Source organism: Sphingopyxis sp. YF1, from assembly GCF_022701295.1.
Taxonomy (GTDB): Bacteria; Pseudomonadota; Alphaproteobacteria; order Sphingomonadales; family Sphingomonadaceae; genus Sphingopyxis.
On sequence record NZ_CP033204.1, the window covers coordinates 222,593 to 247,149 of the forward strand.

The following is a 24,557-nucleotide window of genomic DNA, read 5'->3' on the forward strand; positions in this document are numbered from 1 at the left end:
GCGACGCGCTCACGCCTTCTCGAGCAACCCCTCGTCCTTGATCCGCTTCTGCCACAGCGCGGGGGCGTTGACGTGGACGTTCTGGCCTTCGCTGTCGACCGCGACGGTGACCGGGAAGTCCTGCACCTCGAATTCGTAGATCGCTTCCATGCCGAGGTCGGCGAAGCCGACGACCTTGCTGCCCTTGATCGCGCGCGCGACCAGATAGGCCGCGCCGCCGACCGCCATCAGATAGGCGCTCTTGTGCTTCGCGATCGCCTGTGTCGCGGCGGGGCCGCGTTCGGCCTTGCCGACGCAGGCGAGCAGCCCCTGATCGAGCATCATGTCCATGAACTTGTCCATGCGCGTCGCGGTCGTCGGACCCGCGGGGCCGACGATTTCCTCGCCGACCGGATCGACCGGTCCGACATAATAGATGACGCGGCCCTTGAACTCGACGGGGAGTTGCTCGCCCTTCGCGAGCATGTCGGCGATGCGCTTGTGCGCGGCGTCGCGGCCGGTGAGCATCTTGCCGTTGAGCAGCAGCCGGTCGCCTTGCTTCCAGCTTGCGACGACCTCGGGGGTCAGGCTGTCGAGGTCGACGCGGATCGCGGCCTGGTCGGGCTTCCAGTCGATCTCGGGATAATCGGCGAGCACCGGCTTTTCGAGAAAGGCGGGGCCGCTGCCGTCGAGGGTGACGTGTGCATGGCGTGTTGCGGCGCAGTTCGGGATCATCGCGACGGGCTTCGACGCCGCGTGCGTCGGCCAGTCGTTGATTTTCACGTCGAGCACGGTGGCAAGGCCGCCGAGCCCCTGCGCGCCGATGCCGAGCGCATTGACCTTTTCATACAGCTCGATGCGCAGTTCTTCGGTCGGGTTCGCGGGGCCGCGCGCGAGCAGCTCGGTCATGTCGATCGGGTCCATCAGCGACTGTTTGGCGAGCAGCATCGCCTTTTCGGCGGTGCCGCCGATGCCGATGCCGAGCATGCCCGGCGGGCACCAGCCGGCGCCCATCTGCGGCACCATTTCGAGCACCCAGTCGACGATCGAATCCGACGGGTTCATCATCTTGAACTTCGACTTGTTCTCGCTGCCGCCGCCCTTCGCTGCGACGTCGATCACGACCTTCGCGCCGGGGACCATCTCGACGTTGAGGACGGAGGGCGTGTTATCCTTGGTGTTGACGCGGCTGAACGCCGGGTCGGCGAGGATCGAGGCGCGCAGCTTGTTTTCGGGGTGGAGATAGGCCTTGCGCACGCCCTCGTCGACGACCTGCTGCAGGCTGCGGGGGCTGTCGAGGCGGCAGTCCATGCCCCATTTGATGAAGACGGTGACGATGCCGGTGTCCTGGCAGATCGGGCGGTGCCCCTCGGCGCACATGCGGCTGTTCGACAGGATCTGCGCCATCGCGTCCTTCGCGGCGGGCGATACCTCGCGCTCATAGGCCGCGGCGAGCGCGCGGATATAGTCCATCGGGTGGAAATAGCTGATGTACTGGAGCGCGTCGGCGATGGTCTCGACGAGGTCGTCCTCGCGGATGATGACGGTGTTCATGGGTGCAGTCCCCTTTGCCCTGTGTCAGGATTCGGGGTCTCCCTAGACCCGGCAACCTGCGACGGGAAGGGGTTAGCTGCCGGTTGGTATCTTCAGCCTATTGGCACTCGGTGCATTTGCCGCGCACCTCGATCACCGGGCGCTCGGATACAAAACCCGTCGCGTCGGCGGCGGCGCGGACACCATCCGACAATGTGTCATTGTCGATGTGGACCGCGGTGCCGCAGCTGTCGCAGATCAGGAAGATGCAGTCGTGCAGGCAGCCCGGATGGCTGTTCGCGACGAAGGCATTGGCGCTCTCGACGCGGCGGACGAGGTTGTTCGCGACGAACAGGTCGAGGATGCGGTACACGCTGTTCGGTGCGACGCGCTTGCCGCGTTTCTGCGACACGATGTCGGCGATTTCATAGGCGCTTGCGGGCTTGCCGATTTCGGCGACGGCATCGAAAATCTGCGCGCGCATGTCGGTCCACGCCTCTCCGCCCTTTTCGAGCGCGGCCTGCGCCGCGTCGGCGAGCGAGGCTCCGCTGGCCTCGACGTGCGGATGGTCATGTTTGCCCATGGCGTTTCCTTAGGCGCGCAACCGCGCCGATCATGCCCCTAACCCCCGCAATGTAGGGTGTTTGGCGGCCGCCCGCAAGCGCGGGGCGCGCGCGTCAGTTCCGCGCGCGGCGGTTGAGGTCGTGCCCGAGCGCGACCACCGCGACGCCGATCATCGTCGCGAGCACTTCGCTGCCGTCGTGCGGCCGCGACAGCGCGCCCGCCATCATCCCGAGCCCGAAGCAGCCGACGCCGAAGGGCATCAGATAGCCGTGGCTGAGGACGCCCGAGACGAGCGTCACGAGCGCGAAACCGATCGCGATGACCAGGCCCACCTCGTGGAACAGGTGATTGTCGAGGAACACGCCGCCGACCGAGGCGACCGACGCGAAGAAGACCGTCGTCGCGACGCAATGCACGAGGCATAGGCCCGACAGGCTCATCGCGAGCTGGTCGCCCGACAACGCGGTCAGCGGGCGCGATTCGCGCGCAGCCCGAACCAGCGCGGCCCCCCGTCTCAAGAAGGAGGCAGGGCGCGTCAGAACAGGGGCAGGGCTGGCGACACGGGTCACCCGATTCTCCGTTGGGGCAATTGCGATGGCTGATATGGCATATCATGACGCAGGTTACAATGTCTCATGGGCGATTTCACGCCATGCCGGCCCAATTCTGCGGCGCGCTCCGATCTTGTTGGCGGTACGCCCGGGGTCAGGCCCCTTCCTCCGCGCGCAGCGCCTTCCTGTCCAGCTTGCCGATCATCGTCTTGGGCAGGTTCAGCCGCACCTCGACCGCGCTCACGCGCTCATGCTTGCCGAGCTGCGGGTTGAGCCAGGCGGCGAGCGCTTCGCCCGATATGTCGAAACCCTCTTCGAGCGTGACGAAGGCCTTGGGGCTTTCGCCGCGATAGGCGTCGGGGACACCCAGCACGATGGCTTCCTTGACCGCGGGATGTTCGTAGAGGCGCGCCTCGATCTCGCTCGGATAGACCTTGAAGCCGCCGACCGCGATCATGTCCTTCAGGCGGTCGACGATGCGGACATAACCGTCCTCGTCGATCACCGCGACGTCGCCGGTACGCAGCCAGCCGTCGGCGGTGAAGCTGTCCTGATCGGCCGCGGGGCGGTTCCAGTAGCCCTGCATGATCTGCGGTCCCTTGACCACGAGTTCGCCGGGTTCGCCCGCGGGGGCGTCGCGCATCGAATCCTCCTTGTCGACAAGGCGGAGGTGCGTCGCGGGCAGCGGCTGGCCGATCGTGCCCGCCTTGACCGGGCCGTCATAGGGGTTGGTCGACACCACCCCCGAGCTTTCGGTGAGCCCATAGCCCTCGACGAGCGCGGCGCCGGTGGCGGCGATGAATTTCTCGCGCAGCTCGGCGGGCATCGGCGCGCCGCCCGAGATGCAGACGCGCAGCGAAGAGAAATCGGTCTTGGCAAGATCGGGATGGTCGAGCAGCGCCTGGTACATCGTCGGCACGCCGGGCAGCGCGGTCGCCCTCGTCCGGCCGAGCGTCGCGAGCGCCTGCTTGGCATCGAAGCGCGGCAGCATCGCGATCATGCCGCCGTTGAGCACGGTGCGGTTGAGCACGCAGGTGTTGGCGAAGACGTGGAAAAAGGGCAGCACGCCGAGGATACGGTCGTCGGCGTCGTGATCGGGGTCGATGCTGTTCACCTGCCGCGCATTGGCGGTCAGATTCTGGTGCGTCAGCTTCGCGCCCTTGGGCGTGCCGGTGGTGCCGCCGGTATACTGGATCAGCGCGACGTCGCTTTCGGGATCGATCGCCACCGGATCGGGGCGTCCGTCATTGTCGACCAGCGCCGAAAAGCGCGTGACGCGCGGGTCGGCCGGAAGCTCGGCGACCTCCTTGCGGCGAAGCATGCGATAGAGCAGCGACTTGGCGCGGGGCAGGCCGCCCGCGACCGATCCGACGACGAGCTGCTTGAGGCTCGATCCGTCGAGCACCTCGAGCGCGGTCGGCAGAAGCGCGGTCGCGCTCATCGTGAACAATATGTCGGTGCCCGAATCCTCGACCTGCGCCTCGAGTTCGTGCGGCGTGTAGAGCGGCGAGAAGTTGACCACCGTCGCGCCCGCGGCGAGCGCGCCATAATAGGCGGCAACATAATGCGGGACGTTGGGCAGGAACAGGCCGACGCGGTGCCCCTTGCCGATTCCGCGAAGCTGCAGCCCCCGGGCGACGCGCGCCACGCCGCGCGCGACCTCGTTGTAGCCGAAGCGCCGCCCCATGAAATCGAGCATCGCCGCGTCGCCGCGGCGCGCGACGCTGGCGGCGAGCATGTCCGGAAGCGAAATCGGCGCGAAATCCTGATCCCAGGCGGTCGGGTGGCGATAGTTGGTCGACCAGTCGTAGGGGGTGTTCATCGCGGCGCATCGTCCTTTGCTCGGGAGAGGGGCATTCATCCTAGGCACGACGCGAGAGCATCGCAATCGGGGGGCAACGCTTGCAGCGGTGCCGCGCGACCGCTAGTCAGGAACGACGGCAGGGAGGACGGCCATGGGTGCAGCAGCGCGGATTTTGACGGTCGCAGGAACGGCGACGATCCTGCTCGCGGCGCCGGGTTCTTTTGCGATGGCAAAGGACAAGGATCCGCCCGCGACCCCGCCGCAGGTGCAGCAGGTCTATGCGTGCCGCGACGTTGCCGACACCGCCGCGCGGCTCGCCTGTTTCGATCGCCAGGTTTCCGCGCTGCAGCAGGCCGAGCAGGCGCGCGACATCACCATGTTCGATCGCGCGGCGGCGCAAAAGGCGCGGCGCGGGCTGTTCGGCTTCACGCTGCGCGACCTGCCGTTTCTGGGCGGCGACGACGAGGACGAGCCCGCGCTGCGGCTCGACACGACGGTCAAATGGGCGCGCCGCTACGACATGGACAAGCTGCGCTTCGAGATCGAGGACGGGGCCGTGTGGGCGCAAACCGACCAGACCGTGCTGCCGCGCGACCCGAAACCAGGCGACAAGGTGCTGATCTATCCCGGAGCGATGGGCAGCTATTTTGCCGAGATCGGCGGCCAGAAACGCGTTCGCGTCCGCCGCGAGCGCTGACTCCGTCTTGACCCGTCTGTCCTTGTCATGATGACGCGCGCCGGTCGCATCGGTATCCCGGGTCCTGCGTGCCCGCCCTTTGTCCTGCTCGACGACGCGCGCGTCGCGGGCGCCGCCGCGGCGCGACTGTTCGAGGGGCCGGTCGAACTGCTGACTGCGGATACGGCGGCGGACATTCCCGCGCTGCTCGACGCGCTGGAGGCGGCGCAGGGGCGGGGGCTGCACGCCGCGGGTTATCTTGCCTATGAAGCGGGCACGGGGCTCGCCCAGGCATGGCGCGGCCCCGCGGGAACCGCCGCGGATGCGAATGGCCCGCTCGGCTGGTTCGGCCTGTTCGAAAGGGTCGAGCGGATCGACGCCGGCGCGGTCGCCGCCTGCCTTCCCGACCCCGCCGGTGCCTGGCTCGGCCCGGTCGTCCCGGGCGTGTCGCGCGCCGACTATGTCGATGCTGTCGAACGCGTGCTGGCCTTCATCCGCGCGGGCGACATCTATCAGGCGAACCTGACCTTTCGCGCCGAGGTGGCGGCGCTCGGCAACCCGCTCGCCGTCTATGCACGGCTGCGGCGCACCGCGTGCGCCGGCTACGGCGGTTTTGTCTGGACCGGCGAACAGGCGATCGCCTCGCTGTCGCCCGAACTCTTCTTTGCGCTGCGCGGGCGCGAGGTGATCGCGCGGCCGATGAAGGGCACCGCGGCGCGGCTGGCCGACCCCGACGCCGACGCGCACGGCGCGCGCGAACTGGCCGGGGATCCCAAGCAGCGTGCCGAAAACCTGATGATCGTCGATCTGATCCGCAACGACCTGTCGCGCGTCGCGGCGCCCGGAACGGTGAAGGTCCCGGACCTGTTCCGCGTTGAAAGCTTTCCGACGATCCACCAGCTCGTGTCCGACGTCGCTGCGACGCTGCCGGCCGCGGCGGGGGCGGTCGACGTGCTGCGCGCCGCCTTTCCCTGCGGCTCGATCACCGGCGCGCCCAAGGTGCGGGCGATGGAAATCATCGACGCGCTGGAAACGACGCCGCGCGGGCTTTACACCGGCTCGATCGGCTTTATCGAGCCCGGCGGCGACGCGGCGTTCAATGTCGCGATCCGCACGCTGGTTTTTCCGCGCGCCGGTGCCTTGCAGGGCGCGCCGTTTCGGGCCACGCTGGGACTGGGATCGGGAATCGTCGCCGACAGCGTGCCGTCGGAAGAATGGCGCGAATGTCTGGCCAAGGGGGAATTTGTGGCGGCTGCGCGCGAGCGATTCGATCTGATCGAAACGATGCAATTCGATCCCGTCGAAGGGGTCCAGCGGCTCGAGGGGCATCTCGCGCGGATGAAGGCGAGCGCCGCGGCGCTCGGCTTCGCCTTCGACCGGCACGGCGCGCGCAACAGCCTGCAATCGGCGACCTTCCGCCTGCGCAGCGCGGCGCGGGTGCGGATGCGGCTCGCGCCGTCGGGCGCGCTCGCGATCGAGGTGACGCCGGTGCCGCGGCTCGCCGAACTGCCGGTCCCCGTCGCGGTGCGGCCCGCGCCCATGGCGGCCGACGATTTTCGCCTGACCCACAAGACCAGCCTGCGCGCGCCCTACGACGAGCTGCGCGTGGCGAGCGGCGCGCCCGAGGTGCTGTTCGTCGACGAGCCGGGCTTCGTCACCGAGGGGAGCTGGAGCAACATCTTCGTCGAGCGCGACGGCGTGCTGCTCACCCCGCCGCTGTCGCTCGGGCTGCTGCCCGGGGTGCTGCGCGCCGAGCTGATCGAAAAGGGTCGCGCGGCCGAATCGCACCTGCGCCTTGCCGACCTTGCCGACGGTTTCTTCATCGGCAATTCGCTGCGCGGACTGGTGCCGGCGCGGCTGGCCGACGAGGTCCGAAGCTGATCGTCACCCCGGCGAAGGCCGAGGTCTCGCCGGTGCGTCCTGGCGATAGGGAGAGATCCTGGCCTTCGCCGGGATGACGCGACGAGTTTAGGCCTGCATAGGTAAATTATCCCCGTCCCGCCTTGCGAATTGCGGGCGGAGGCTCTAGGCGCGGCCCCGCGCAATTTTCTGCCAAAACGCTTGCATCAGCACCAGTCCAGGGGACGCCATATGTCGACCTTCCCGCCCCATGTCTCGGCCGCGCTCGGCCGCATCCAGCCGTCGGCGACGCTCGCGATGACCGCGCGCGTCACCCAGCTCAAGGCCGCGGGGGTCGACGTCATCGGCCTGTCGGCGGGCGAACCCGATTTCGACACCCCCGATTTCGTCAAGGAAGCCGCGATCGAGGCGATCCGGAACGGCCAGACCAAATATACGCTGGTCGACGGCACCATCGCGCTCAAGGAAGCGATCCGCGGCAAGTTCCGCCGCGACAACGGGCTCGACTACGGGCTCGACCAGATCACCGTGAACGTCGGCGGCAAGCACACGCTGTTCAACGCGCTCGTTGCGACGGTCGATCCGGGTGACGAGGTGATCATCCCCGCGCCCTATTGGGTGAGCTACCCCGACATCGTCGCCTTCTGCGGCGGCGTTCCCGTCGTCATCGCGGCGTCGGCGGCGCAGCATTACAAGATCACCCCCGAACAGCTCGACGCGGCGATCACGCCGAAGACGCGCTGGGTGATCTTCAACTCGCCGTCGAACCCGTCGGGCGCCGCCTATTCGCCCGAGGAACTCGACGCGATCGGCGAAGTCGTCCGCCGCCACCCGCACGTCATGGTGATGTGCGACGACATGTACGAACATGTGTGGTACGCCGATTTCGCTTTCTCGACGCTCGCGCAGCGCTGCCCCGACCTCACCGACCGCATCCTGACCGTGAACGGCTGTTCCAAAGCCTATGCGATGACCGGCTGGCGCATCGGCTATGCCGGCGGCCCGGCGTGGCTGATCAAGGCGATCGGCAAACTCCAGTCGCAGTCGACCTCGAATCCCTGCTCGATCGCGCAGGCCGCCGCCGCCGCCGCGCTCGGCGGACCGCAGCAGTTCCTCGACGATCGCAACGCGGCGTTCCGCAAGCGCCGCGACATGGTCGTCGCGATGCTCAACGACGCGCCGGGGCTCGATTGCCCCGTCCCCGACGGCGCCTTCTACGTCTATCCCGACGCGTCGGGCTGCATGGGCAAGACGACCCCCGACGGCACGCGGATCGACAGCGACGAAGCGCTGATCGACTATTTCCTCGACTCGGCGCGCGTCGCGGCGGTGCACGGCGGCGCCTTCGGCCTGTCGCCGGCGTTCCGCGTTTCCTATGCGACGTCGGAAGCGGTGCTCAAGGAAGCGTGCGTGCGCATCCAGCAGGCGTGTGCCGCGTTGCGCTGACCGGATGCCCCCTCCCGTCGGCGGGAGGGGGTGGCACGCTGAACCCTGCCCGACGATCCGGTTCACCGGAAAGTAAGCCCTGATGCCTAAAGGTGACCATCATCACTGACGGACGGTCCGGGGCGCGCCATATCGTCGGTATCCGAACGACAGACAAGAAGAGGTTCCGATGCTCTCCATGCTCCGCTCCGACTGGTTTCTGACCATGCTCGCCGGCTTCGCGATCGGTGCCCTGTACGTCGTGACGCAGCAGCCGGCGTTCGCGATGCCGCTGTGACGCGGCCGCGGCGCCCGGTCGCCGCGACGGTCGCGGTGGCGCTGCTCGCGGCGTGCGCGCCGGTGCAGGCCGAAAGCGCCGTCAAGCTCCCCGCGGCTGCCTTCGATCCCGCGGTAAAGGTCAAGCGGGCGACGGCCGTGCTCGCCGGCGGCTGCTTCTGGGGCGTCGAGGGCGTCTTCGAACATGTCGAGGGCGTGATCTCGGTCGAATCGGGCTATCATGGCGGCAGCGCCGCGACCGCGCGCTACGAGCTGACCCACGACGGTACGTCGGGCCACGCCGAGGCGGTCCGGATCGTCTATGATCCGACACGGATCAGCTACGGCACGCTGCTCCGGATTCTTTTCTCGGTGATCGCCGACCCGACGCTCAAGGATCGCCAGGGCCCCGACGTCGGCCGCCAGTATCGCGCCGCGATCGTCCCGCTCGATGCGACGCAGCGGCAGGTCGCGACCGCCTATCTCGCGCAGATCGGCAAGGGCGGCTATTTCCGGCGGCCGCTCGTGGTCCCCGTCGAGCGCTACCGGGCCTTCTATCGCGCCGAGGCGAATCATCAGGATTTCATGAAGCGCAATCCGGGCAATGGTTATATCGTCCGCTGGGACGCCCCGAAGCTTGCGGCGTTCAAAAGCCTCTATCCGGGGCTCGTCCGGCGCGCTCCCGCGCCCTGAATCGGCCGGGTTCCGCCGCTCACCGTGCGGGAGGAATCGTTCGTCGCAAATCACTGGTCGCCGCATCCGGGCTGCGGGACGAAGGAGACCGGCCAAAAGGGGCCGGGGGACAGAATGACGGTCGCAACCGCCTCGGGGTTTGAATGAAGGTTCAATGGTCAGGCAAGCCGCTGCTTGCCGTGGTGACGAGCGCGGTGGTGCTCGCGGGATGTGTCAGCAGCGCCGCCATCGTGCCGACGCCGCGCGAAGCGCAGCCGGTACGCAATCCGGCGGGTGCGGTCAGCGTGCCGATCGGTCCGCCGGTGCGCAGCGCGACCCCTGCGCCGCAGCTTTCCGCCGATCCGGGTTTCCGGCGGGCGCCCGCGGGGCTCAGCGATCGCATCGCCCAGATATGGAAGGCCTTTCCCGGCAAGACCGGTATCGCGGTGCAGCGCATCGACGGCGAATGGGCGATCGCGCAGCGCGGCGGCGAGCTGTTCCCGCAACAGAGTGTGTCAAAACTCTGGGTGACACTGGCGGTGCTCGACGCGGTCGATCAGGGGCGCCTGACGCTCGACCAGCGCGTGCGCATCGGGCCTGAGGATCTGACGCTGTTCCACCAGCCGCTGGCGGCGCGCGTGCGGTCCGAAGGCTCGGTGACGATGAGCGTGCGCGACCTCATCGAAACCGCGATCACGCACAGCGACAATACCGCGAACGACAGCCTGCTGCGCACCGTCGGCGGACCCGACGCGGTGCGGCGCTTCATCGCCAAAAAGGATCTCGGGGCGATCCGTTTCGGCCCCGGCGAGCGGTTGCTCCAGAGCGGCATCGCGGGGCTCAAATGGCAGCAGGCCTATTCGGTCGGGCGCGCTTTCCAGACCGCGCGTGCGGCGCTGCCCGATGCGACGCGCAAGGCGGCGATGGACGCCTATCGCAGCGATCCGATGGACGGCGCGAGCCCCGCGGCGATCGCGGCCGCGCTGACGCGCCTCGCGCGCGGCACCTTGCTGTCGCCCGATTCGACGCAATATCTGCTCGGCGTGATGAGCCGGACAAAGAGCGGGCCGCAGCGGCTCAAGGCCGGCCTGCCGGCGGGCTGGAGCTTCCTGCACAAGACCGGGACGGGGCAGGATTTCAGGGGCATGACCGCGGGCTATAACGACATCGGCATCGCGACGGCGCCCGACGGCACGCGATATGCGATCGTCGTGATGATGGGGGAGGCCAGCTCGCCGATCCCCGCGCGCATGGCGACGATGCAGTCGGTATCGCGCGCCGTCGCCGAATTTCACGGCCGCTGATCGTCCGTCGATGGGGCGGACCCCGCCGCTTGTCGGCGGGGGCGGCTTCCTTCCGCGCCGAAGCGGAGCGGCGGGCGTTTCGGCAATCCGGCGCGAACGGGGTTTGGGAAAGTCCGTCGCTCCCCTATAGGCGGTCGGCATGAAATATCTGACCCTCTCTGTCCTCGCTGCGCTGACTCTCGCCGGTTGCGCGACGCCCGAAACCCGGCTGCGCACGGGGCTCCACAATGCCGGGCTGTCCGAAGCGATGTCGGCGTGCATGGCCGAACGCATGGTCGACCGGCTGTCGCTGGTCCAGCTTCGCCGCCTTTCGGCGCTCGGCAGTCTCAAGGACAAGCGGATCGCCGACCTGTCGCTCGACCAGTTCCTGCGCAAGGTCCGCGCGCTCAAGGACCCGGAGATATTGGCGGTATCGACGAGTTCGGCCGCGCTCTGCGCTTTGCGCTGATCAAGAAATTCTGTCGATGAATTGCGACCGCGGCTGGCGCCCTAGGGGGTAGCCTTGCCGCGAAACTTGTGCTTAGGCGGCGCCGATCATCTCCCCCTTCCAGAGTCGAAAGGCCCGGCAGACCTCATGAACATCCACGAATATCAGGCGAAAGAATTGCTCGCGAAATTTGGCGTCGCGGTGCCCAAGGGCATCGCCGCGATGAGCGTCGAGGAAGCCGTCGCCGCGGCGAAGCAGCTCCCCGGGCCGCTCTATGTCGTGAAGTCGCAGATCCACGCCGGCGGCCGCGGCAAGGGCAAGTTCAAGGAACTCGGTCCCGATGCGAAGGGCGGCGTCCGCCTCGCCAAGACGCTCGAGGAAGTCGAAAGCCATGCGCGCGAAATGCTCGGCAACACGCTGGTGACGATCCAGACCGGCGAAGCCGGCAAGCAGGTCAACCGCCTCTACATCACCGACGGCGCCGACATCAAAAAGGAATATTATCTCGCGTTGCTCGTCGACCGCGCGACCAGCCGCATCGCGGTGGTCGCCTCGACCGAAGGCGGGATGGACATCGAAACCGTCGCGCACAACACGCCCGACAAGATCCACACGATCACCATCGACCCCGCCACGGGGCTGATGCCGCACCACGGCCGCAGCGTCGCCGCGGCGCTGGAACTCGAAGGCGACCTCGCCAAGCAGGCCGCCAAGGTTCTGGCCGGCCTCTACAACGCCTTCCTCGCGACCGACGCCGAGCAGATCGAGATCAACCCGCTCGCCGTCTGCGAAGGCGCGAACGGCGACGAACTGCTCGTCCTCGACGCCAAGCTCAGCTTCGACGGCAATGCGATGTTCCGCCACAAGGATATCGCCGAACTGCGCGACCTGACCGAGGAAGACCCGGCCGAGGTCGAGGCGTCGGAATATGACCTCGCCTACATCAAGCTCGACGGCAACATCGGCTGCATGGTCAACGGCGCCGGCCTCGCGATGGCGACGATGGACATCATCAAGCTCAACGGGGCCTTCCCGGCGAACTTCCTCGACGTCGGCGGCGGCGCTTCGAAGGAAAAGGTCACCGCGGCGTTCAAGATCATCCTCAAGGACCCGGCGGTCGAGGGCATCCTCGTCAACATCTTCGGCGGGATCATGAAGTGCGACATCATCGCCGACGGCATCGTCGCGGCGGCGAAGGAAGTGAATCTGTCGGTGCCGCTGGTCGTGCGCCTCGAAGGCACCAACGTGCAGGAAGGCAAGGACATCCTGGCCAACAGTGGTCTGCCTATCGTCGCCGCCAATGATCTGGGCGACGCGGCGAAGAAGATCGTTGCCGAGGTTCAGAAGGCGGCCTGACAAAGAACCCTCTCCCCGGGGAAGGCAGCGAGATTTGCGAATGCGTTCGCTGATCGCAGCGGCGGGGGCGGCAACGACCGTCCCTCGCCAACCGACCGGGTCTCCGGAGCCGGTCGTCCTGACCTCTCCCCTGCGGGAGAGGCCCAAGGGACTGCTGGTTGACGTTTACGTAAACGCCAATTATGGCGCGGTGCACAATTTTTGAGAGGAGCTGAAAAGCCATGAAGATCCTCGTTCCCGTGAAGCGGGTTCTTGATTACAATGTGAAGCCACGTGTGAAGGCGGACGGCAGCGGCGTTGATTTGTCGAATGTGAAGATGTCGATGAACCCGTTCGACGAGATCGGGATCGAGGAAGCGATCCGCCTGAAGGAAAAGGGCGTTGCGACCGAGGTTGTCGCGGTGTCGGTGGGTCCGGCGAAGGCGCAGGAAACGCTGCGCACGGCGCTGGCGATGGGCGCCGACCGCGCGATCCTCGTCCAGACCGACGATGAGGTCGAGCCGCTGGCGCTCGCGAAGATCTTCAAGGCGATCGCCGACGCCGAAGCGCCGGGTCTTGTGATCCTCGGCAAGCAGGCGATCGACGGCGACAACAACCAGACCGGCCAGATGCTCGCCGCGCTGACCGGCTGGGCGCAGGGCACCTTTGCCAGCGCGGTCGCGGTCGAGGGCGATCATGTCGCCGTCACCCGCGAAGTCGACGGCGGCCTCGAGACGGTGAAGCTCAAGCTTCCCGCGATCGTCACCACCGACCTGCGCCTCAACGAGCCGCGCTACGCGTCGCTGCCGAACATCATGAAGGCGAAGTCGAAGCCGCTCGATACCAAATCGCCCGCCGATTACGGCGTCGACACGGCGCCGCGCGTCAAGACGGTCAAGGTGTCGGAACCGCCCGTCCGCTCGGCCGGCGTCAAGGTCGCCGATGTCGATGAACTGGTTGCCAAGCTCAAGGCGATGGGAGTGCATTCATGAAAACGCTCGTTTGGGTCGAACATGACGGCAGCGCCGTCAAGGACGCCACGCTCGCCGCGGTGACCGCCGCCTCGAAGCTCGGCGAAGTCCATCTGCTCGTCGCAGGGAGCGGCGTCGACGGCGTCGCCGCTGCCGCCGCCGGGATCGCGGGCGTCGGCAAGGTGCATGTCGCCGACAATGCCGCCTTCGCGCATAACCTGCCCGAGAATATCGCGCCGCTCGTCGCCGACCTCATGGCGAGCCACGACGCGTTCGTCGTGCCCGCGACGACGACCGGCAAGAATATCGCGCCGCGCGTCGCCGCGCTGCTCGACGTGATGCAGATCTCGGAAATCCTGTCGGTCGAGGGTCCCAAGACCTTCACCCGCCCGATCTACGCCGGCAACGCGATCGCGACCGTCGAAAGCTCGGACGCGAAGCTGGTCCTGACCGTGCGCGGCACCGCCTTCGAAAAGGCCGCCGGCACCGGCGGTTCGGGCAGTGTGGAAGCCGTGAGCGCGGGCGGTGACGCCGGCCTCTCGAGCTTCGTCGGCGCCGAGATCGCCAAGCAGGATCGCCCCGAGCTCACCTCGGCGAAGATCATCGTCTCGGGCGGGCGCGCGCTCGGATCGAGCGAGAAATATCAGGAAGTCATCGTTCCGCTCGCCGACAAGCTCGGCGCCGCGCTCGGCGCCAGCCGCGCCGCGGTCGACGCGGGCTATGTCCCCAACGACTATCAGGTCGGCCAGACCGGCAAGATCGTCGCGCCGGAGGTCTATTTCGCGATCGGCATCTCGGGCGCGATCCAGCATCTCGCCGGCATGAAGGACAGCAAGACCATCGTCGCGATCAACAAGGATGAGGACGCCCCCATCTTCCAGGTCGCCGACTTCGGCCTCGTCGCCGATCTCTTCAACGCCGTCCCGGAACTCACCGGGAAGATCTGACCGGGCATGACCGGCGATCGTCCCGGGATGCCCGGACTGGGCGACGCGCCGTTCAATGCCGGCGGGCGCCGGGCAACGCGGAACGATGATCATCGCGAAACGGTCGGGGGCGATGACGCCCTCGACCGCTCGTTGATTCTGGCGAGCGTCGCGCGCGATGCCCGGCTCGACAAGAAATTCCTGCTCCTGATCATCCTCGCCGCCGCGATCGCGACGCTCGGGCTGCTGCAAAGCTCGACCGCGGTCGTGATCGGCGCGATGCTCGTGTCGCCGCTGATGGGCCCGATCATGGGGCTCGGCTTCGGGCTCGCGACGATCGAAAGCAGCCTGATCAAGCGCTCGCTGGTGACGCTGGCTGCCGGTATGGCGGTCGCCGTCGTCGTCGCCATGCTGATCATCTGGGTCTCGCCGATCCAGGACGTCACCGCCGAATTGCGTGCGCGGACGCAGCCGACGCTGCTCGACCTCGGCGTCGCGGTCGTCGGCGGCATCGCGGGCGTCTATGCGATCATGCGCAAGCTCTCGGGGGTGATGGTCGGCGTGGCGATCGCCACCGCGCTCGTTCCGCCGCTTTCGACCGTGGGGTTCGGGCTGGTGACGGGGCGCCCCGACTTCGCGCTCGGCGCCGCGCTGCTGTTTCTCACCAACACGCTGGCGATTGCTTTCGCCGCGACGATCGTCGCGCGGCTCAACCATTTCGGCCCGTCGCTGACCCCCCAGCACACCGCGATGCAGGTCGTCGGCATCGTTGTCACGCTGGGAATCCTCTCGATCCCCCTGGCACTGTCGCTCAACGACATCGCGCGCGAGATCCGGGCGCGCACGATGGTGCAGTCCGAACTCGACCGGATGCTGGGCGCCTCCGACCGGATCGACAGCCTGAACGTGCGCCTCGACGGCGATACCGTCGCGGTCGACGGGGTGGTGCTCGTCGATCATTATGCAGGGCGTCTCAACAATGCGCTCGCCGAGGCGGTGCGCCGCGATCTCGACCGCAATGCGCGGATCAGCATCGTCCAGCTGCGCCAGCAGACCAACGCCGCGGTGCAGTTCGAGGAACGGCTGAACCAGCGTCTTGCGGCGCTCGAACGCCGCGACGAGGACAGCCGCGCGATCCTGGCCGAACTGATCGTGGGCGGGCTGGTCCCGCGCGACGAGATCCTCGTCGACGGGCAGGCGCGCCGCGTCGTCGTGCGCCGCGACCGCGAGGATGAAGGCGAACAGGTCGCCGCCGCGATCGACCGGATCATGGCGAGCGCGCAGGCCGCTCATCCGCAATGGCTGATCCAGAACGGCGCGCTCAGCGACGCGGCGGCGGAGGAAGCCGCTGCACCCGCGACGCCCTGACGCCGGGCGCTGCGTGCGGATGGACGCCGCCGCGGCCGATTGTCATCCTCCTGTCATCGGCATAGCCTTGTGGGGTCGCAGGAGAATTCGCCATGGCCCACACCGACAAACGCGCGCTGATCGCCGAGGGCCTTGCCGCCGGCGAGGATGACGCCGCGCTCCGCGCGCGCCTCGTCGGGGCGGGTGTTTCGGCGGCATCGGCGAGATATGAGGTCGACCGGCTGGCGAAGGACCCGATGGCGGCGATGCTGCGGCGGCAGGCGGCGCGGATGGCAAAGCAGCAATGGCTGTTCGCCAACCAGCAGCGGCTCGCCTTCGAGGCGGCGGGCGGCTTCGTGCTCGACACGCTGGACCGGCCCGATCCCGACACCTTCTACCGCCATCATTATGACGCGAACCGCCCCGCGAAGCTGACGGGGCTGATCGACCATTGGCCCGCGCGCACGCGCTGGTCGCTCGATCATTTCGCTGCCGTGGCGGGCGACGCCGTCGTCGAGGCACAGGTCGAGCGCGAGCGCGACCCCGATTACGAACGCGCCAAGGACGATCATCGCCGCCGCATCCGTTTCGGCGAGCTGATCGACTGGCTCCGCAAGGACGAGCCGAGCAACGACATCTATCTCACCGCGTACAACAGCGGTGCCAACGCCGCGGTGCTGGGCATGTTGTGGGACGATATGGCACCGGTCGCGCTGCTCGACGGAGCGCGGCCGCGCGACGGCTTTTTCTGGCTGGGCCCCCGCGGCACGCTGACCCCGTGGCACCATGACCTGACCAACAATCTGCTCGTTCAGGTGCTGGGCCGCAAGCGCGTGCGTATGGCGCCGCCCTGGGCCTTCGCGCGCATGCGCAACGGCCGCCATTGCTTTTCGGACTGGGGCAATGCCCCGCTGCCCGCGGGGCCGGGCGATGCGCAGAACCCGCCGGTGCTCGAAACCGTCATCGGCCCGGGCGAGGGCGTTTTCCTGCCCGTCGGCTGGTGGCATCAGGTCGAGGCGCTCGACCTGTCGGCGAGCATGAGCTTTACCAGCTTTCGCCGGCCGAACATCCATGTAGAGGATTATGCCTCTTATGGAGAAATAGCCTGATGTCCCTCGTCCTTGTCGCCCGCGACGACGCCGTCGCCACCGTCACCCTCAACCGCCCCGAAGCGATGAACGCGCTGTCGCGCGCACTGCGCGCCGAACTCGCTGCGACGATGCGCGAACTCGCGGCCGACGAGGGCATCCGCGCGATCGTGCTGACCGGGGCGGGGGAGCGCGCGTTCACCGCGGGGCTCGACCTCAAGGAACTCGGCGCCGATACGAGCAACCTCGGCGCCGCGAACGCCGAGGGCGCCGATGAAAATCCGGTGAAGGCGATCGAACTCTGCCCGCAACCGGTGATCGGCGCGATCAACGGCGTCGCGATCACCGGCGGGTTCGAGGTCGCGCTCGCGTGCGACATACTGATCGCCTCGACCGGTGCCCGCTTTGCCGACACCCATGCGCGCGTCGGCATCATGCCCGGCTGGGGGCTGTCGCAGAAACTGTCGCGCCTGATCGGCATTTCGCGCGCCAAGGAATTGTCGCTGACCGGCAATTTCCTCGACGCCGACACGGCGTGCGCCTGGGGGCTGGTCAATCGCGTCGTGGCCCCCGATGCCCTGCTGCCCGCCGCACAGGCGCTCGCGCGCGACATCGCGAGCGCCGATCCCGCGATGGTGCGCAGCTACAAGCGGCTGATCGACGACGGCCATGCGCTGCCCTTCGGTGAGGGCATGGCGCTCGAGGCCGCGCGCTCGAAGGCGGCGAACGGCACCGTCAGCGCCGAAGCGGTCGAGGCACGGCGGCTCGCCGTGATGGCACGCGGCCGCGCACGCGCGGGGTGATTCATTATCGCGCTGGTAACCCCACGCGGCGCATGGGTCGCAGCGGAGGGGCGACGATGGCGTTCATGAGCGATTACCAGCAGCGACAGCTTCGCGACGGCGAATTGCGGCGCTTCGACCGCTGGTTCGTCGACACCGCCATGGGCCCGGCCTATCGCGCGCGCGACGGCCGCGCGCGGCATGTGAAGGCCGAAGAGGTCGCGCGCTGGCGCGACGATGTCGAGGCGTATGTCGATGCCATGATCGCGTCGGTTCCGATGCACGCGGCCTGGGCGGTCGGTGCGCTGCTCGTCGTCGTTTTCGGCGGCGGATGGCTGCTCGACCTGCTGGAAATCGAGCAGCGTTTCCATGCGCCCGCGATCGGGCTCGGCGCTTTCGTCGTCGAGGTCGGGCTCGTCGGCATCGAGATATGGGATTATGTCGAGGGCTGGCGACGCCGCCGCGATGCCATCGAGGATGCGGTTCGCGCCCGCGCGCCGCTGCCGATCGATCCGGCGCGGATCGGCAGCGGACGCAACTGGTACCAGATCGCGATGGTCGCGCTGATCGGGACGATGGTCCTCGCCGCCTATGCCGTCCATGTCGACGAGGATATCCTGGCAGGGGGCGCCGCCGCGCTTTACCTGCTCGGCGTACCGCTGGCGTGGGGCCTGCATTTTGCGGCGAAATGGCACGACCGGCGAGCGGGGCGGGTGCGCGACTGAGCAGCCGGCCCGGCCCCGTCGCGGCCGCAACCCGTCGCCGGTTGCGATGAAACCTGTCCTTTTTTGCGATTGCGCGGGTAGGGTGCGATTCGCGCTTGCCGCCGCCAAAAATACTTAGCAAGGTTAAGTAATGACCGATCTCAGTTCCCCGCTTGCCGCCTTCATGACCCGCCTCGCCGGACCGGGGGAGCTCACCGGGCTCGTCCGCCTGTCGGGCGGCGCCAATATGGAAAGCTGGGCGTTCGACTGGGCGGATTCCGACGGCTCGGCGGGCTATGTGCTGCGCCGCGCGCCCTCGGCCGAATATATGGAGGGCCGTCCCTATGGCCATCCGGTCGAGGCGGCGCTGGTCAGGGCGGCGCACGCCGGCGGGGTCAAGGCGCCCGAAGTCGTCGGGGTACTCGCCGACGGCGACGGCATGGGGACGGGCTATGTGATGCGCCGCATCGTCGCCGAAGTCAGCCCGGCCAGGATACTTCCCGCGCCGCCGCCGTCGCTGGTGACCGACCTCGGGCGCGAACTGGCGCACATCCACGCGTTGCCGCGCGCGGCGATTCCCGACGGGATTCCGGTGATGGACACCGCGGCGGCGCTCGCCGAACTCAAGGCGCGTTTCCTGGCTTACGGTGGCGACCGCCCGGCGATCGCGCTTGCGGTCAAATGGTGCGAGGAGCATCTGCCCGCCGCGGCCGATCCCGTGCTCGTGCACGGCGACTACCGCATGGGCAATGTGATGGTCGACGGCGACGGGCTGGCGGCGGTGCTGGACTGGGAACTCGCGCATCTCGGCGATCCGCACGAGGATCTCGCCTTCGGCTGCATGACCGTCTGGCGCTTTGGTCAACTCGACCGGCCGGCGTTCGGCGTCGGCAGCCTCGACGATTATTTCGCGGCCTATGAGGCGGCGGGCGGCGCGCCGGTCGACCGCACCCGCTTCCGCTTCTGGCTCGTCTATCGCACCCTGTGGTGGGCGCTCGGCTGCCTGCAGATGGGGCAGGCATGGCGCAGCGGCGCCGACACCACGGTCGAGCGCGTCGTCGTCGGGCGGCGCACCGCCGAACAGGAACTCGACCTCGTCCTGCTGCTCGAGGAAGAAGCCCCCGCCGCCGAACGCGCGCGCGCGCTGCCGCCATCATCGCCCGCCGCGCCTGCGCCGGCGGGCGAGCCGACCAACCGCGAAATCGTGCAGGCGGTGCGCGACTGGATCGAGGGTGCGATCAAGCCGAAGGCCGAGGGGCATGCCAAGTTCGAGGCGGTGGTCGCGATGAACGCGCTCGGCATCGTGATGCGCGATCTGGATGCCGGAACGCGTGCCGAGGATGCGGCGCTGGCCGGCGCGCTGCTGGCGGGCGCGACCGACCTGTCCGAACCGGGACTGCTCGCGCGCCTGCGCCGCGCAGCCCTCGACAAATGCGCGGTCGACAGCCCCAAATATGCCGCGCTCGCCCGCGCGCGCAGCCTCTGGGGCGGATGAGCGCCGCCGCGCTGGAAAAAAACGAGGAGAGAGACGAGATGGATTTTGCGATTCCGGCCGACCTGCAGGCCTATCTGGACGAACTTGACGCCTTCATCGCGGCCGAGATCAAGCCGCTCGAACTGGCCGACGACAATATCCGCTTCTTCGACCATCGCCGCGAGCATGCGCGCACCGACTGGGACAATCAGGGCCTGCCGCGCCACGAGTGGGAGGAGCTGTTGAATCAGGCTAAACGCAAGGCCGATGCGGCGGGCCACTGGCGTTTCTCGGCGCCCAGGAAATATGGCGGCAAGGACGGCAAGAATCTGTGGATGGCGGTGATCCGCGAGCATTTTGCGGCGAAAGGCCTCGGTCTCCACAATGATTTGCAGAACGAGCACAGCATCGTCGGCAATTTCCCCTTCGTCGAGATGTTCGAACAGTTCGCGACGAGCGAGGAGCAGAAGCAGGAATTCATCCTCGGCGGTTTCGAGGGCAGGCGCCGCACCGCATTCGGCCTCACCGAGCCCGATCATGGATCGGACGCGACGCACATGGAAACGCGCGCGGTGCGCGAAACCCGCGACGGCGTCGACGGCTGGCTGATCAACGGCGAGAAGATGTGGACGACGGGCATGCACGTCGCGACGCATTGCGCGACCTTCTGCCGCACCAGCGGCGAAGACGGCGATGCAAAGGGGATCACCTGCCTGCTCGTCCCCAACCCGACGCCGGGATTGAAGATCGAGGAATATCTCTGGACCTTCAACATGCCGACCGACCATCCGCGCGTCAGCTTCACCGACGTGTGGGTGCCCGACAGCGCGCGGCTCGGCCCCGTCGACGGCGGGCTGTCGATCGCGCAGAGCTTCGTCCACCAGAACCGCATCCGCCAGGCCGCGTCGTCGCTCGGCGCGGCGGTCTACTGCATCGAGGAAAGCGTGCGCTACGCCCGCGAGCGCAAGCCCTTCGGCGCGGCGCTGGCGCGCAACCAGGCGATCCAGTTCCCGCTCGTCGAGCTCGCGACCCAGGCCGAGATGCTGCGCCTGCTGATCCGCAAGACCGCATGGGAAATGGACAATATGCCGCACAAGGAGGTCGAGCACCGCCTGTCGGACAAGGTCAGCATGTGCAATTACTGGGCGAACCGGCTGTGCTGCGAGGCCGCCGACCGCGCGATGCAGGTCCATGGCGGCATCGGCTATTCGCGCCACAAGCCGTTCGAGCATATCTACCGCCACCACCGGCGCTACCGCATCACCGAGGGCGCCGAGGAAATCCAGATGCGCAAGGTCGGCGCCTATCTGTTCGGCTATCTCGGCCCGCGGCGCGAGACGCTGGGGAAGATATAGGCGCCAAGATCCGACGCGGGCTGGACTCGCCTCTTCGCGTTGCGGCATGATCGCTGCAAATCGCAACGCGAAGAGGAGAGAGCCATGGCCGAGGGTGATCGCAAACCGGACGCGGTGCCGTTCCGCATCTATCGCGGCGCCGACGCGCCCGACCTCCACGACACCGGCCGGATGACGCTCGCCGGGCTGACTCCGATCGTCGAGGCGGGCATCGGGCGCTGGGTCGGGGCCGGGGTGGGCGAGGGCAATGTCACGCGGGTCCTCTTCGCGCTGCCGCACATGAGCCTGACCTATGCGTGGTTCAAGAGCGGCTTTGCACTGCCGCTGCACAGCCACGACGCCGACTGCCTCTATTATGTGATCGCCGGGTCGCTGCGGCTCGGCACCGAGGAGCTCGGCGCGGGCGACGGTTTCTTCGTCGGGCGCGACGTGCCCTACAGCTACAGGCCCGGCCCCGACGGGGTCGAAGTGCTCGAATTCCGCACCGTCGAGACGTTCGACATGAAGTTCCAGGGGCGGACCGAGGCCTATTGGGACAAGGTCGTCGCGGGCATGGACGCCGCGCGACCGCAGTGGGACGCCGAATTACCGCCGGCCGGGTAACCCTTAGAGCAGCGTGCGTTAAATTCGCATAATTCCCAAGCCCGCTCGTGCTGAGCTTGTCGAAGCACCGTTCTTCTTTCTTCACCGTTGAAAGAAAGGACGGCCCTTCGACAAGCTCAGGGCGAACGGTTCATATTAAACGCACACCGCCTAGCGCTTGCGGACGAACTCGGCGCGCAGCACGAGCCCCTTGATCCCGTCGTGGCGGCAGTCGATTTCCTGCGCGTCGCCGGTCAGGCGGATCGACCGGATCACCGTGCCGACCTTCAGCGTCTGCCCCGCGCCCTTCACGGTCAAATCCTTGACCAGCACGACCGAATCGCCGTCGGCGAGCAGATTGCCGACCGCATCGCGCACCTCGGGACCCGCCGCGGCGGCGGCGGCGCGCGCCGCGACCTCGCTCGCGGGCAGCCATTCGCCGCTCGCTTCGTCATAGACATAATCTTCGTCGCTCATGGCCGCAGCGTTTAGAGAGATTGCCGGCGACTGCAAGTTGCAACCCGCGCGGCCGCGTCAGGGCAGCGCGGGCGGTCCCGCGCGCGGGTGCAGCGCCAGCCCGGCGAACAGCCGCACGGGATCGGGGCAGCCCGGCGATGCCGCGACCCCGATGATCGGGTCGATGGCGATGGCGATCCCGAGCCGCGCCGCCTGCCGCTGCAACTGGTCGCGCAGCACGGTTCCCGCGCGCGGGAAATCGGTGCGGAGCGTGCCGCCATAGAGATAGCGCACGGGGCCAAGGCGGCTTGCGCGCTCGACGAAGATGCTCTTTTCGGCCGCCTCGACGTCGAGTTGCTGGACGATCATGGTGCAGCGGCCGTGCGCGGCGCGGATACGAAAGGGCGCCGCCTCCCACGGCCGGCTGCTCGCCAGGCCCGCGTGCGCGAGCCTCGTCTCGATCGTCCCCGCCAGCCGCTCGCGGTCGGGGTAGACGTTGCGCGGCAGCCACAGAAGCTTCGCGGCGACGAGCGCGAGCGCGAGCACGGCCGCGCCGGCGAGGATGCGGTCAGCGGGGCGCAAAATCGGGGTGGCGCGCAACGGCGGTGCCGACGATCGCCGCGGTCACGAGCAGCGAGGCCCAGCCGAACAGCATCATGCCGGCGCCGCTGTGAAGATAGTCGTAGAGTTCGGGGCGCCGCGCGATCGTCGCGAGCCGCGTGCCATTGACCGCGACGGTCGCGAGCATCGCGAGCAGCGCCGCGACGACGAGCCGGCGATCGAAGCGCAGCTCGAACAGCTGCGCCAGCGTGACGGCAAGGACCGCGGCGAGCGAAAGATTGGTCAGCGACGAGCAGTTCTGGCCGACCGCGAAAGCCTGCGATCCGGCCTGGCCGAAGACATTGCCCTCGGCGCCGCCGCCCGCGAAAAGCGCGGCGATCGCGGCATCGAAGGCCAGCAGCTCGCTGCCGAGCAATTTCAGGATCAGCGGTCCCCACAGCAGGTGGGCGCTCAGCGCGAGCGCGACGAGCCCGATCCGCCGGGTGCCCGACCCCGGCTCCGACCGCCAGGCAAGCCAGGCTCCGGTCCCGAACACCGCCGCGGCGCCGAGCGCCGGCAGCGGCAGCAGCGCGGCGACGACAATGGCGGCGAGCACTGCCGCGTCGCCGCGATGCCAGGGCGATCGGGCGCGGTCTTCGCGCGCGATCGCGCAGATCGCGAAAGCCGCGAACCAGACGATCGCGCTGATACCGAACAGTTCGGTGAAGGCGGTGAGCAGGCCGTGATGCGCGACGGCGGCGCCGACGCGCGTCGTCAACGCTGCCGCGATGACGATCAGCAGCGCGGCGGCAAAGACGCTGTCGCGGTCGATCCGTCGCGGTGGATCGGCGGCCGCTGCGATCATTGCGGGATTAACGGCTGCGGCGGCGCTTCAGGAACAGATATCCGGCGGCGACCGCGGCCATCGCACCGGCGCCGACGCCCGCTTCGGGGCCGGGGGTTGCAATCACGCCGGCCATCGCGGCCGTGGGAATCGCGAGAAGAACGGTGAAAGCAAGTGCGCGCATGATATTTCCCCCTGAAAAAGACGTGCGACCCGACCCGAGCCTAGCCAGCGCTTGCCTTCGCCGCAAGCGCGATTAGGTCTGCGACGATGCGCGGACCCGATCCCGACTGGCTGGTGACGCTGGCACCCTGGGCGATGGTGCTGACCTTTGTCGTGCTTGCCATTGCCGAAACGCGCTTCGGCGCGCGCGCCGATCCCGCTTCGGGGTTGCGGCGGCCGGCGACCAACCTGCTGCTCGGCGTGCTCACGCTGCTGGTCGCCGCGCTGCTCCCGGTCGGTCTTGTCGGCTTTGCCGCGGCGGTCGCCGCGGATGCGAAGGCGCCATGGCCGCTGCCGCCGATGTCCTTCCTGCCCGCAGTGGCGACGGCGCTGTTGCTGCGCACGCTGGCGGCCTATTGGGCGCATCGCGCGTCGCACCGCATTGGCTGGCTGTGGCGGCTCCACCGCGTCCACCACAGCGACACCGCGATCGACGCCACGACGGGCTTTCGTCATCACCCGCTCGAACAGCTGGTTCCTTTCGCCTTTGCGCTCGTCCCGATCTGGCTGTTCGGGCTGCCGCCCGCCGCGGTCGCGCTTGCCGAGATCGTCCTGCTGGTGGCGGGTCTTGCCGAACATGCCAATGTGCGTACCGACGGGGCGCTCTGGCGCCATGCGGCGCGGCTGTTCGTGACGCCCGCGGTGCATCTGGTCCATCACAGCAGCCGGCCGGTGCAGACCGACAGCAATTTCGGCCCCTTCCTCACGCTCTGGGACCGGCTCTTCGGCACCTGGCGCGCGCCCGATGCCGAACGGGTCGAGACGCTCGGTTTGGGGCCGGCCTATGATCGCGATGCCGATCGCTGGGGCCGCCAGCTGCTTTCGCCCTTTGTGCGCGAAGCGCCTCCCGGCGGCTAGGC

25 protein-coding genes are annotated in these 24,557 nt (G+C 68.1%); 17 read left to right on the top strand and 8 right to left on the bottom strand.

Annotated elements, in window-relative coordinates; genetic code table 11:
• Positions 1–9: 9 nt before the first annotated feature.
• The 4 genes from EAO27_RS01145 to EAO27_RS01160 all read right to left on the bottom strand — a co-directional run bounded on the left by EAO27_RS01145 (position 10) and on the right by EAO27_RS01160 (position 4,449).
• A complete protein-coding gene (locus EAO27_RS01145; RefSeq protein WP_242776263.1) occupies positions 10–1,533 on the bottom strand; it encodes a fumarate hydratase in 1,524 nt (507 codons plus the stop codon).
• A gap of 97 nt (positions 1,534–1,630) precedes the next feature.
• The gene (locus tag EAO27_RS01150; RefSeq protein ID WP_242776266.1) at positions 1,631–2,095 is read right to left on the bottom strand and encodes a Fur family transcriptional regulator; all 465 of its coding nucleotides are present in this window, start codon (positions 2,093–2,095) and stop codon (positions 1,631–1,633) included.
• Between the two features lie 94 nt (positions 2,096–2,189).
• A complete protein-coding gene (locus tag EAO27_RS01155; RefSeq protein ID WP_242776268.1) occupies positions 2,190–2,645 on the bottom strand; it encodes a MerC domain-containing protein in 456 nt (151 codons plus the stop codon).
• 136 nt (positions 2,646–2,781) lie between these two features.
• A complete protein-coding gene (locus EAO27_RS01160; protein WP_242776270.1) occupies positions 2,782–4,449 on the bottom strand; it encodes an AMP-binding protein in 1,668 nt (555 codons plus the stop codon).
• Between the two features lie 133 nt (positions 4,450–4,582).
• On the opposite strand from EAO27_RS01160, the gene EAO27_RS01165 reads away from it, so the two are divergent.
• From EAO27_RS01165 to EAO27_RS01240, 16 genes are all read left to right on the top strand, one after another.
• On the top strand, positions 4,583–5,128 hold the full coding sequence (locus EAO27_RS01165; protein WP_242776272.1) for a hypothetical protein: 546 nt from the start codon (positions 4,583–4,585) through the stop codon (positions 5,126–5,128).
• Positions 5,129–5,155: 27 nt separating this feature from the next.
• Positions 5,156–6,988: an aminodeoxychorismate synthase component I gene (pabB, locus tag EAO27_RS01170; protein ID WP_242776274.1), complete on the top strand. Its 1,833-nt coding sequence runs from the start codon at positions 5,156–5,158 to the stop codon at positions 6,986–6,988.
• 210 nt (positions 6,989–7,198) lie between these two features.
• Positions 7,199–8,413: a pyridoxal phosphate-dependent aminotransferase gene (locus EAO27_RS01175; protein WP_242776276.1), complete on the top strand. Its 1,215-nt coding sequence runs from the start codon at positions 7,199–7,201 to the stop codon at positions 8,411–8,413.
• A gap of 273 nt (positions 8,414–8,686) precedes the next feature.
• Positions 8,687–9,361 (top strand): peptide-methionine (S)-S-oxide reductase MsrA, encoded by a 675-nt coding sequence (gene msrA, locus EAO27_RS01180; protein WP_242776278.1) that lies wholly within the window; start codon positions 8,687–8,689, stop codon positions 9,359–9,361.
• Between the two features lie 143 nt (positions 9,362–9,504).
• Positions 9,505–10,644 carry a class A beta-lactamase gene (gene bla, locus EAO27_RS01185; protein ID WP_242776280.1) on the top strand — a complete coding sequence of 380 codons (1,140 nt, stop codon included), beginning with the start codon at positions 9,505–9,507 and terminating at the stop codon, positions 10,642–10,644.
• Positions 10,645–10,783: 139 nt separating this feature from the next.
• On the top strand, positions 10,784–11,092 hold the full coding sequence (locus EAO27_RS01190) for a hypothetical protein (RefSeq protein WP_242776282.1): 309 nt from the start codon (positions 10,784–10,786) through the stop codon (positions 11,090–11,092).
• 126 nt (positions 11,093–11,218) lie between these two features.
• Complete coding sequence (gene sucC / locus EAO27_RS01195; RefSeq protein WP_242776284.1) at positions 11,219–12,427, top strand: ADP-forming succinate--CoA ligase subunit beta; 1,209 nt, start codon at positions 11,219–11,221, stop codon at positions 12,425–12,427.
• Between the two features lie 221 nt (positions 12,428–12,648).
• Positions 12,649–13,398 (top strand): electron transfer flavoprotein subunit beta/FixA family protein, encoded by a 750-nt coding sequence (locus tag EAO27_RS01200; RefSeq protein WP_242776286.1) that lies wholly within the window; start codon positions 12,649–12,651, stop codon positions 13,396–13,398.
• Entirely contained in the window at positions 13,395–14,324 is a 930-nt protein-coding gene (locus tag EAO27_RS01205; RefSeq protein ID WP_242776288.1) for an electron transfer flavoprotein subunit alpha/FixB family protein, read from the top strand. Before EAO27_RS01200 ends, EAO27_RS01205 begins: the two co-directional genes overlap by 4 nt.
• Before the next feature lie 6 nt (positions 14,325–14,330).
• Positions 14,331–15,671: a DUF389 domain-containing protein gene (locus EAO27_RS01210; protein ID WP_242776290.1), complete on the top strand. Its 1,341-nt coding sequence runs from the start codon at positions 14,331–14,333 to the stop codon at positions 15,669–15,671.
• A 92-nt stretch (positions 15,672–15,763) separates the two neighbouring features.
• Positions 15,764–16,759 (top strand): cupin-like domain-containing protein, encoded by a 996-nt coding sequence (locus tag EAO27_RS01215; protein WP_242776292.1) that lies wholly within the window; start codon positions 15,764–15,766, stop codon positions 16,757–16,759.
• On the top strand, positions 16,759–17,541 hold the full coding sequence (locus EAO27_RS01220) for an enoyl-CoA hydratase (protein WP_242776294.1): 783 nt from the start codon (positions 16,759–16,761) through the stop codon (positions 17,539–17,541). Before EAO27_RS01215 ends, EAO27_RS01220 begins: the two co-directional genes overlap by 1 nt.
• 56 nt (positions 17,542–17,597) lie before the next feature.
• Positions 17,598–18,245 carry a hypothetical protein gene (locus EAO27_RS01225; protein WP_242776296.1) on the top strand — a complete coding sequence of 216 codons (648 nt, stop codon included), beginning with the start codon at positions 17,598–17,600 and terminating at the stop codon, positions 18,243–18,245.
• Between the two features lie 130 nt (positions 18,246–18,375).
• Complete coding sequence (locus EAO27_RS01230) at positions 18,376–19,719, top strand: phosphotransferase (protein ID WP_242776298.1); 1,344 nt, start codon at positions 18,376–18,378, stop codon at positions 19,717–19,719.
• A gap of 38 nt (positions 19,720–19,757) precedes the next feature.
• Positions 19,758–21,053, top strand: a complete 1,296-nt coding sequence (locus EAO27_RS01235) for an acyl-CoA dehydrogenase (RefSeq protein WP_242776300.1) — start codon at positions 19,758–19,760, stop codon at positions 21,051–21,053.
• Between the two features lie 84 nt (positions 21,054–21,137).
• A complete protein-coding gene (locus EAO27_RS01240) occupies positions 21,138–21,656 on the top strand; it encodes a cupin domain-containing protein (RefSeq protein WP_242776302.1) in 519 nt (172 codons plus the stop codon).
• 150 nt (positions 21,657–21,806) lie between these two features.
• Here the strand turns inward: EAO27_RS01240 and EAO27_RS01245 are convergent, their stop codons facing one another.
• Genes EAO27_RS01245 through EAO27_RS01260 form a run of 4 tightly spaced genes read right to left on the bottom strand, consistent with a single transcriptional unit; the run spans position 21,807 to position 23,659 of the window.
• A complete protein-coding gene (locus tag EAO27_RS01245) occupies positions 21,807–22,112 on the bottom strand; it encodes an alkylphosphonate utilization protein (protein ID WP_242776304.1) in 306 nt (101 codons plus the stop codon).
• Between the two features lie 57 nt (positions 22,113–22,169).
• Positions 22,170–22,691 (bottom strand): hypothetical protein, encoded by a 522-nt coding sequence (locus tag EAO27_RS01250; RefSeq protein WP_242776306.1) that lies wholly within the window; start codon positions 22,689–22,691, stop codon positions 22,170–22,172.
• A complete protein-coding gene (locus EAO27_RS01255; protein ID WP_242776308.1) occupies positions 22,660–23,496 on the bottom strand; it encodes a hypothetical protein in 837 nt (278 codons plus the stop codon). The genes EAO27_RS01250 and EAO27_RS01255 overlap by 32 nt, the downstream gene beginning before the upstream one ends.
• A 7-nt stretch (positions 23,497–23,503) precedes the next feature.
• Entirely contained in the window at positions 23,504–23,659 is a 156-nt protein-coding gene (locus tag EAO27_RS01260) for a hypothetical protein (RefSeq protein ID WP_242776310.1), read from the bottom strand.
• 86 nt (positions 23,660–23,745) lie between these two features.
• Between EAO27_RS01260 and EAO27_RS01265 the strand changes: the two genes are divergently transcribed.
• Complete coding sequence (locus EAO27_RS01265; protein WP_242776312.1) at positions 23,746–24,555, top strand: sterol desaturase family protein; 810 nt, start codon at positions 23,746–23,748, stop codon at positions 24,553–24,555.
• Positions 24,556–24,557 lie beyond the last annotated feature (2 nt).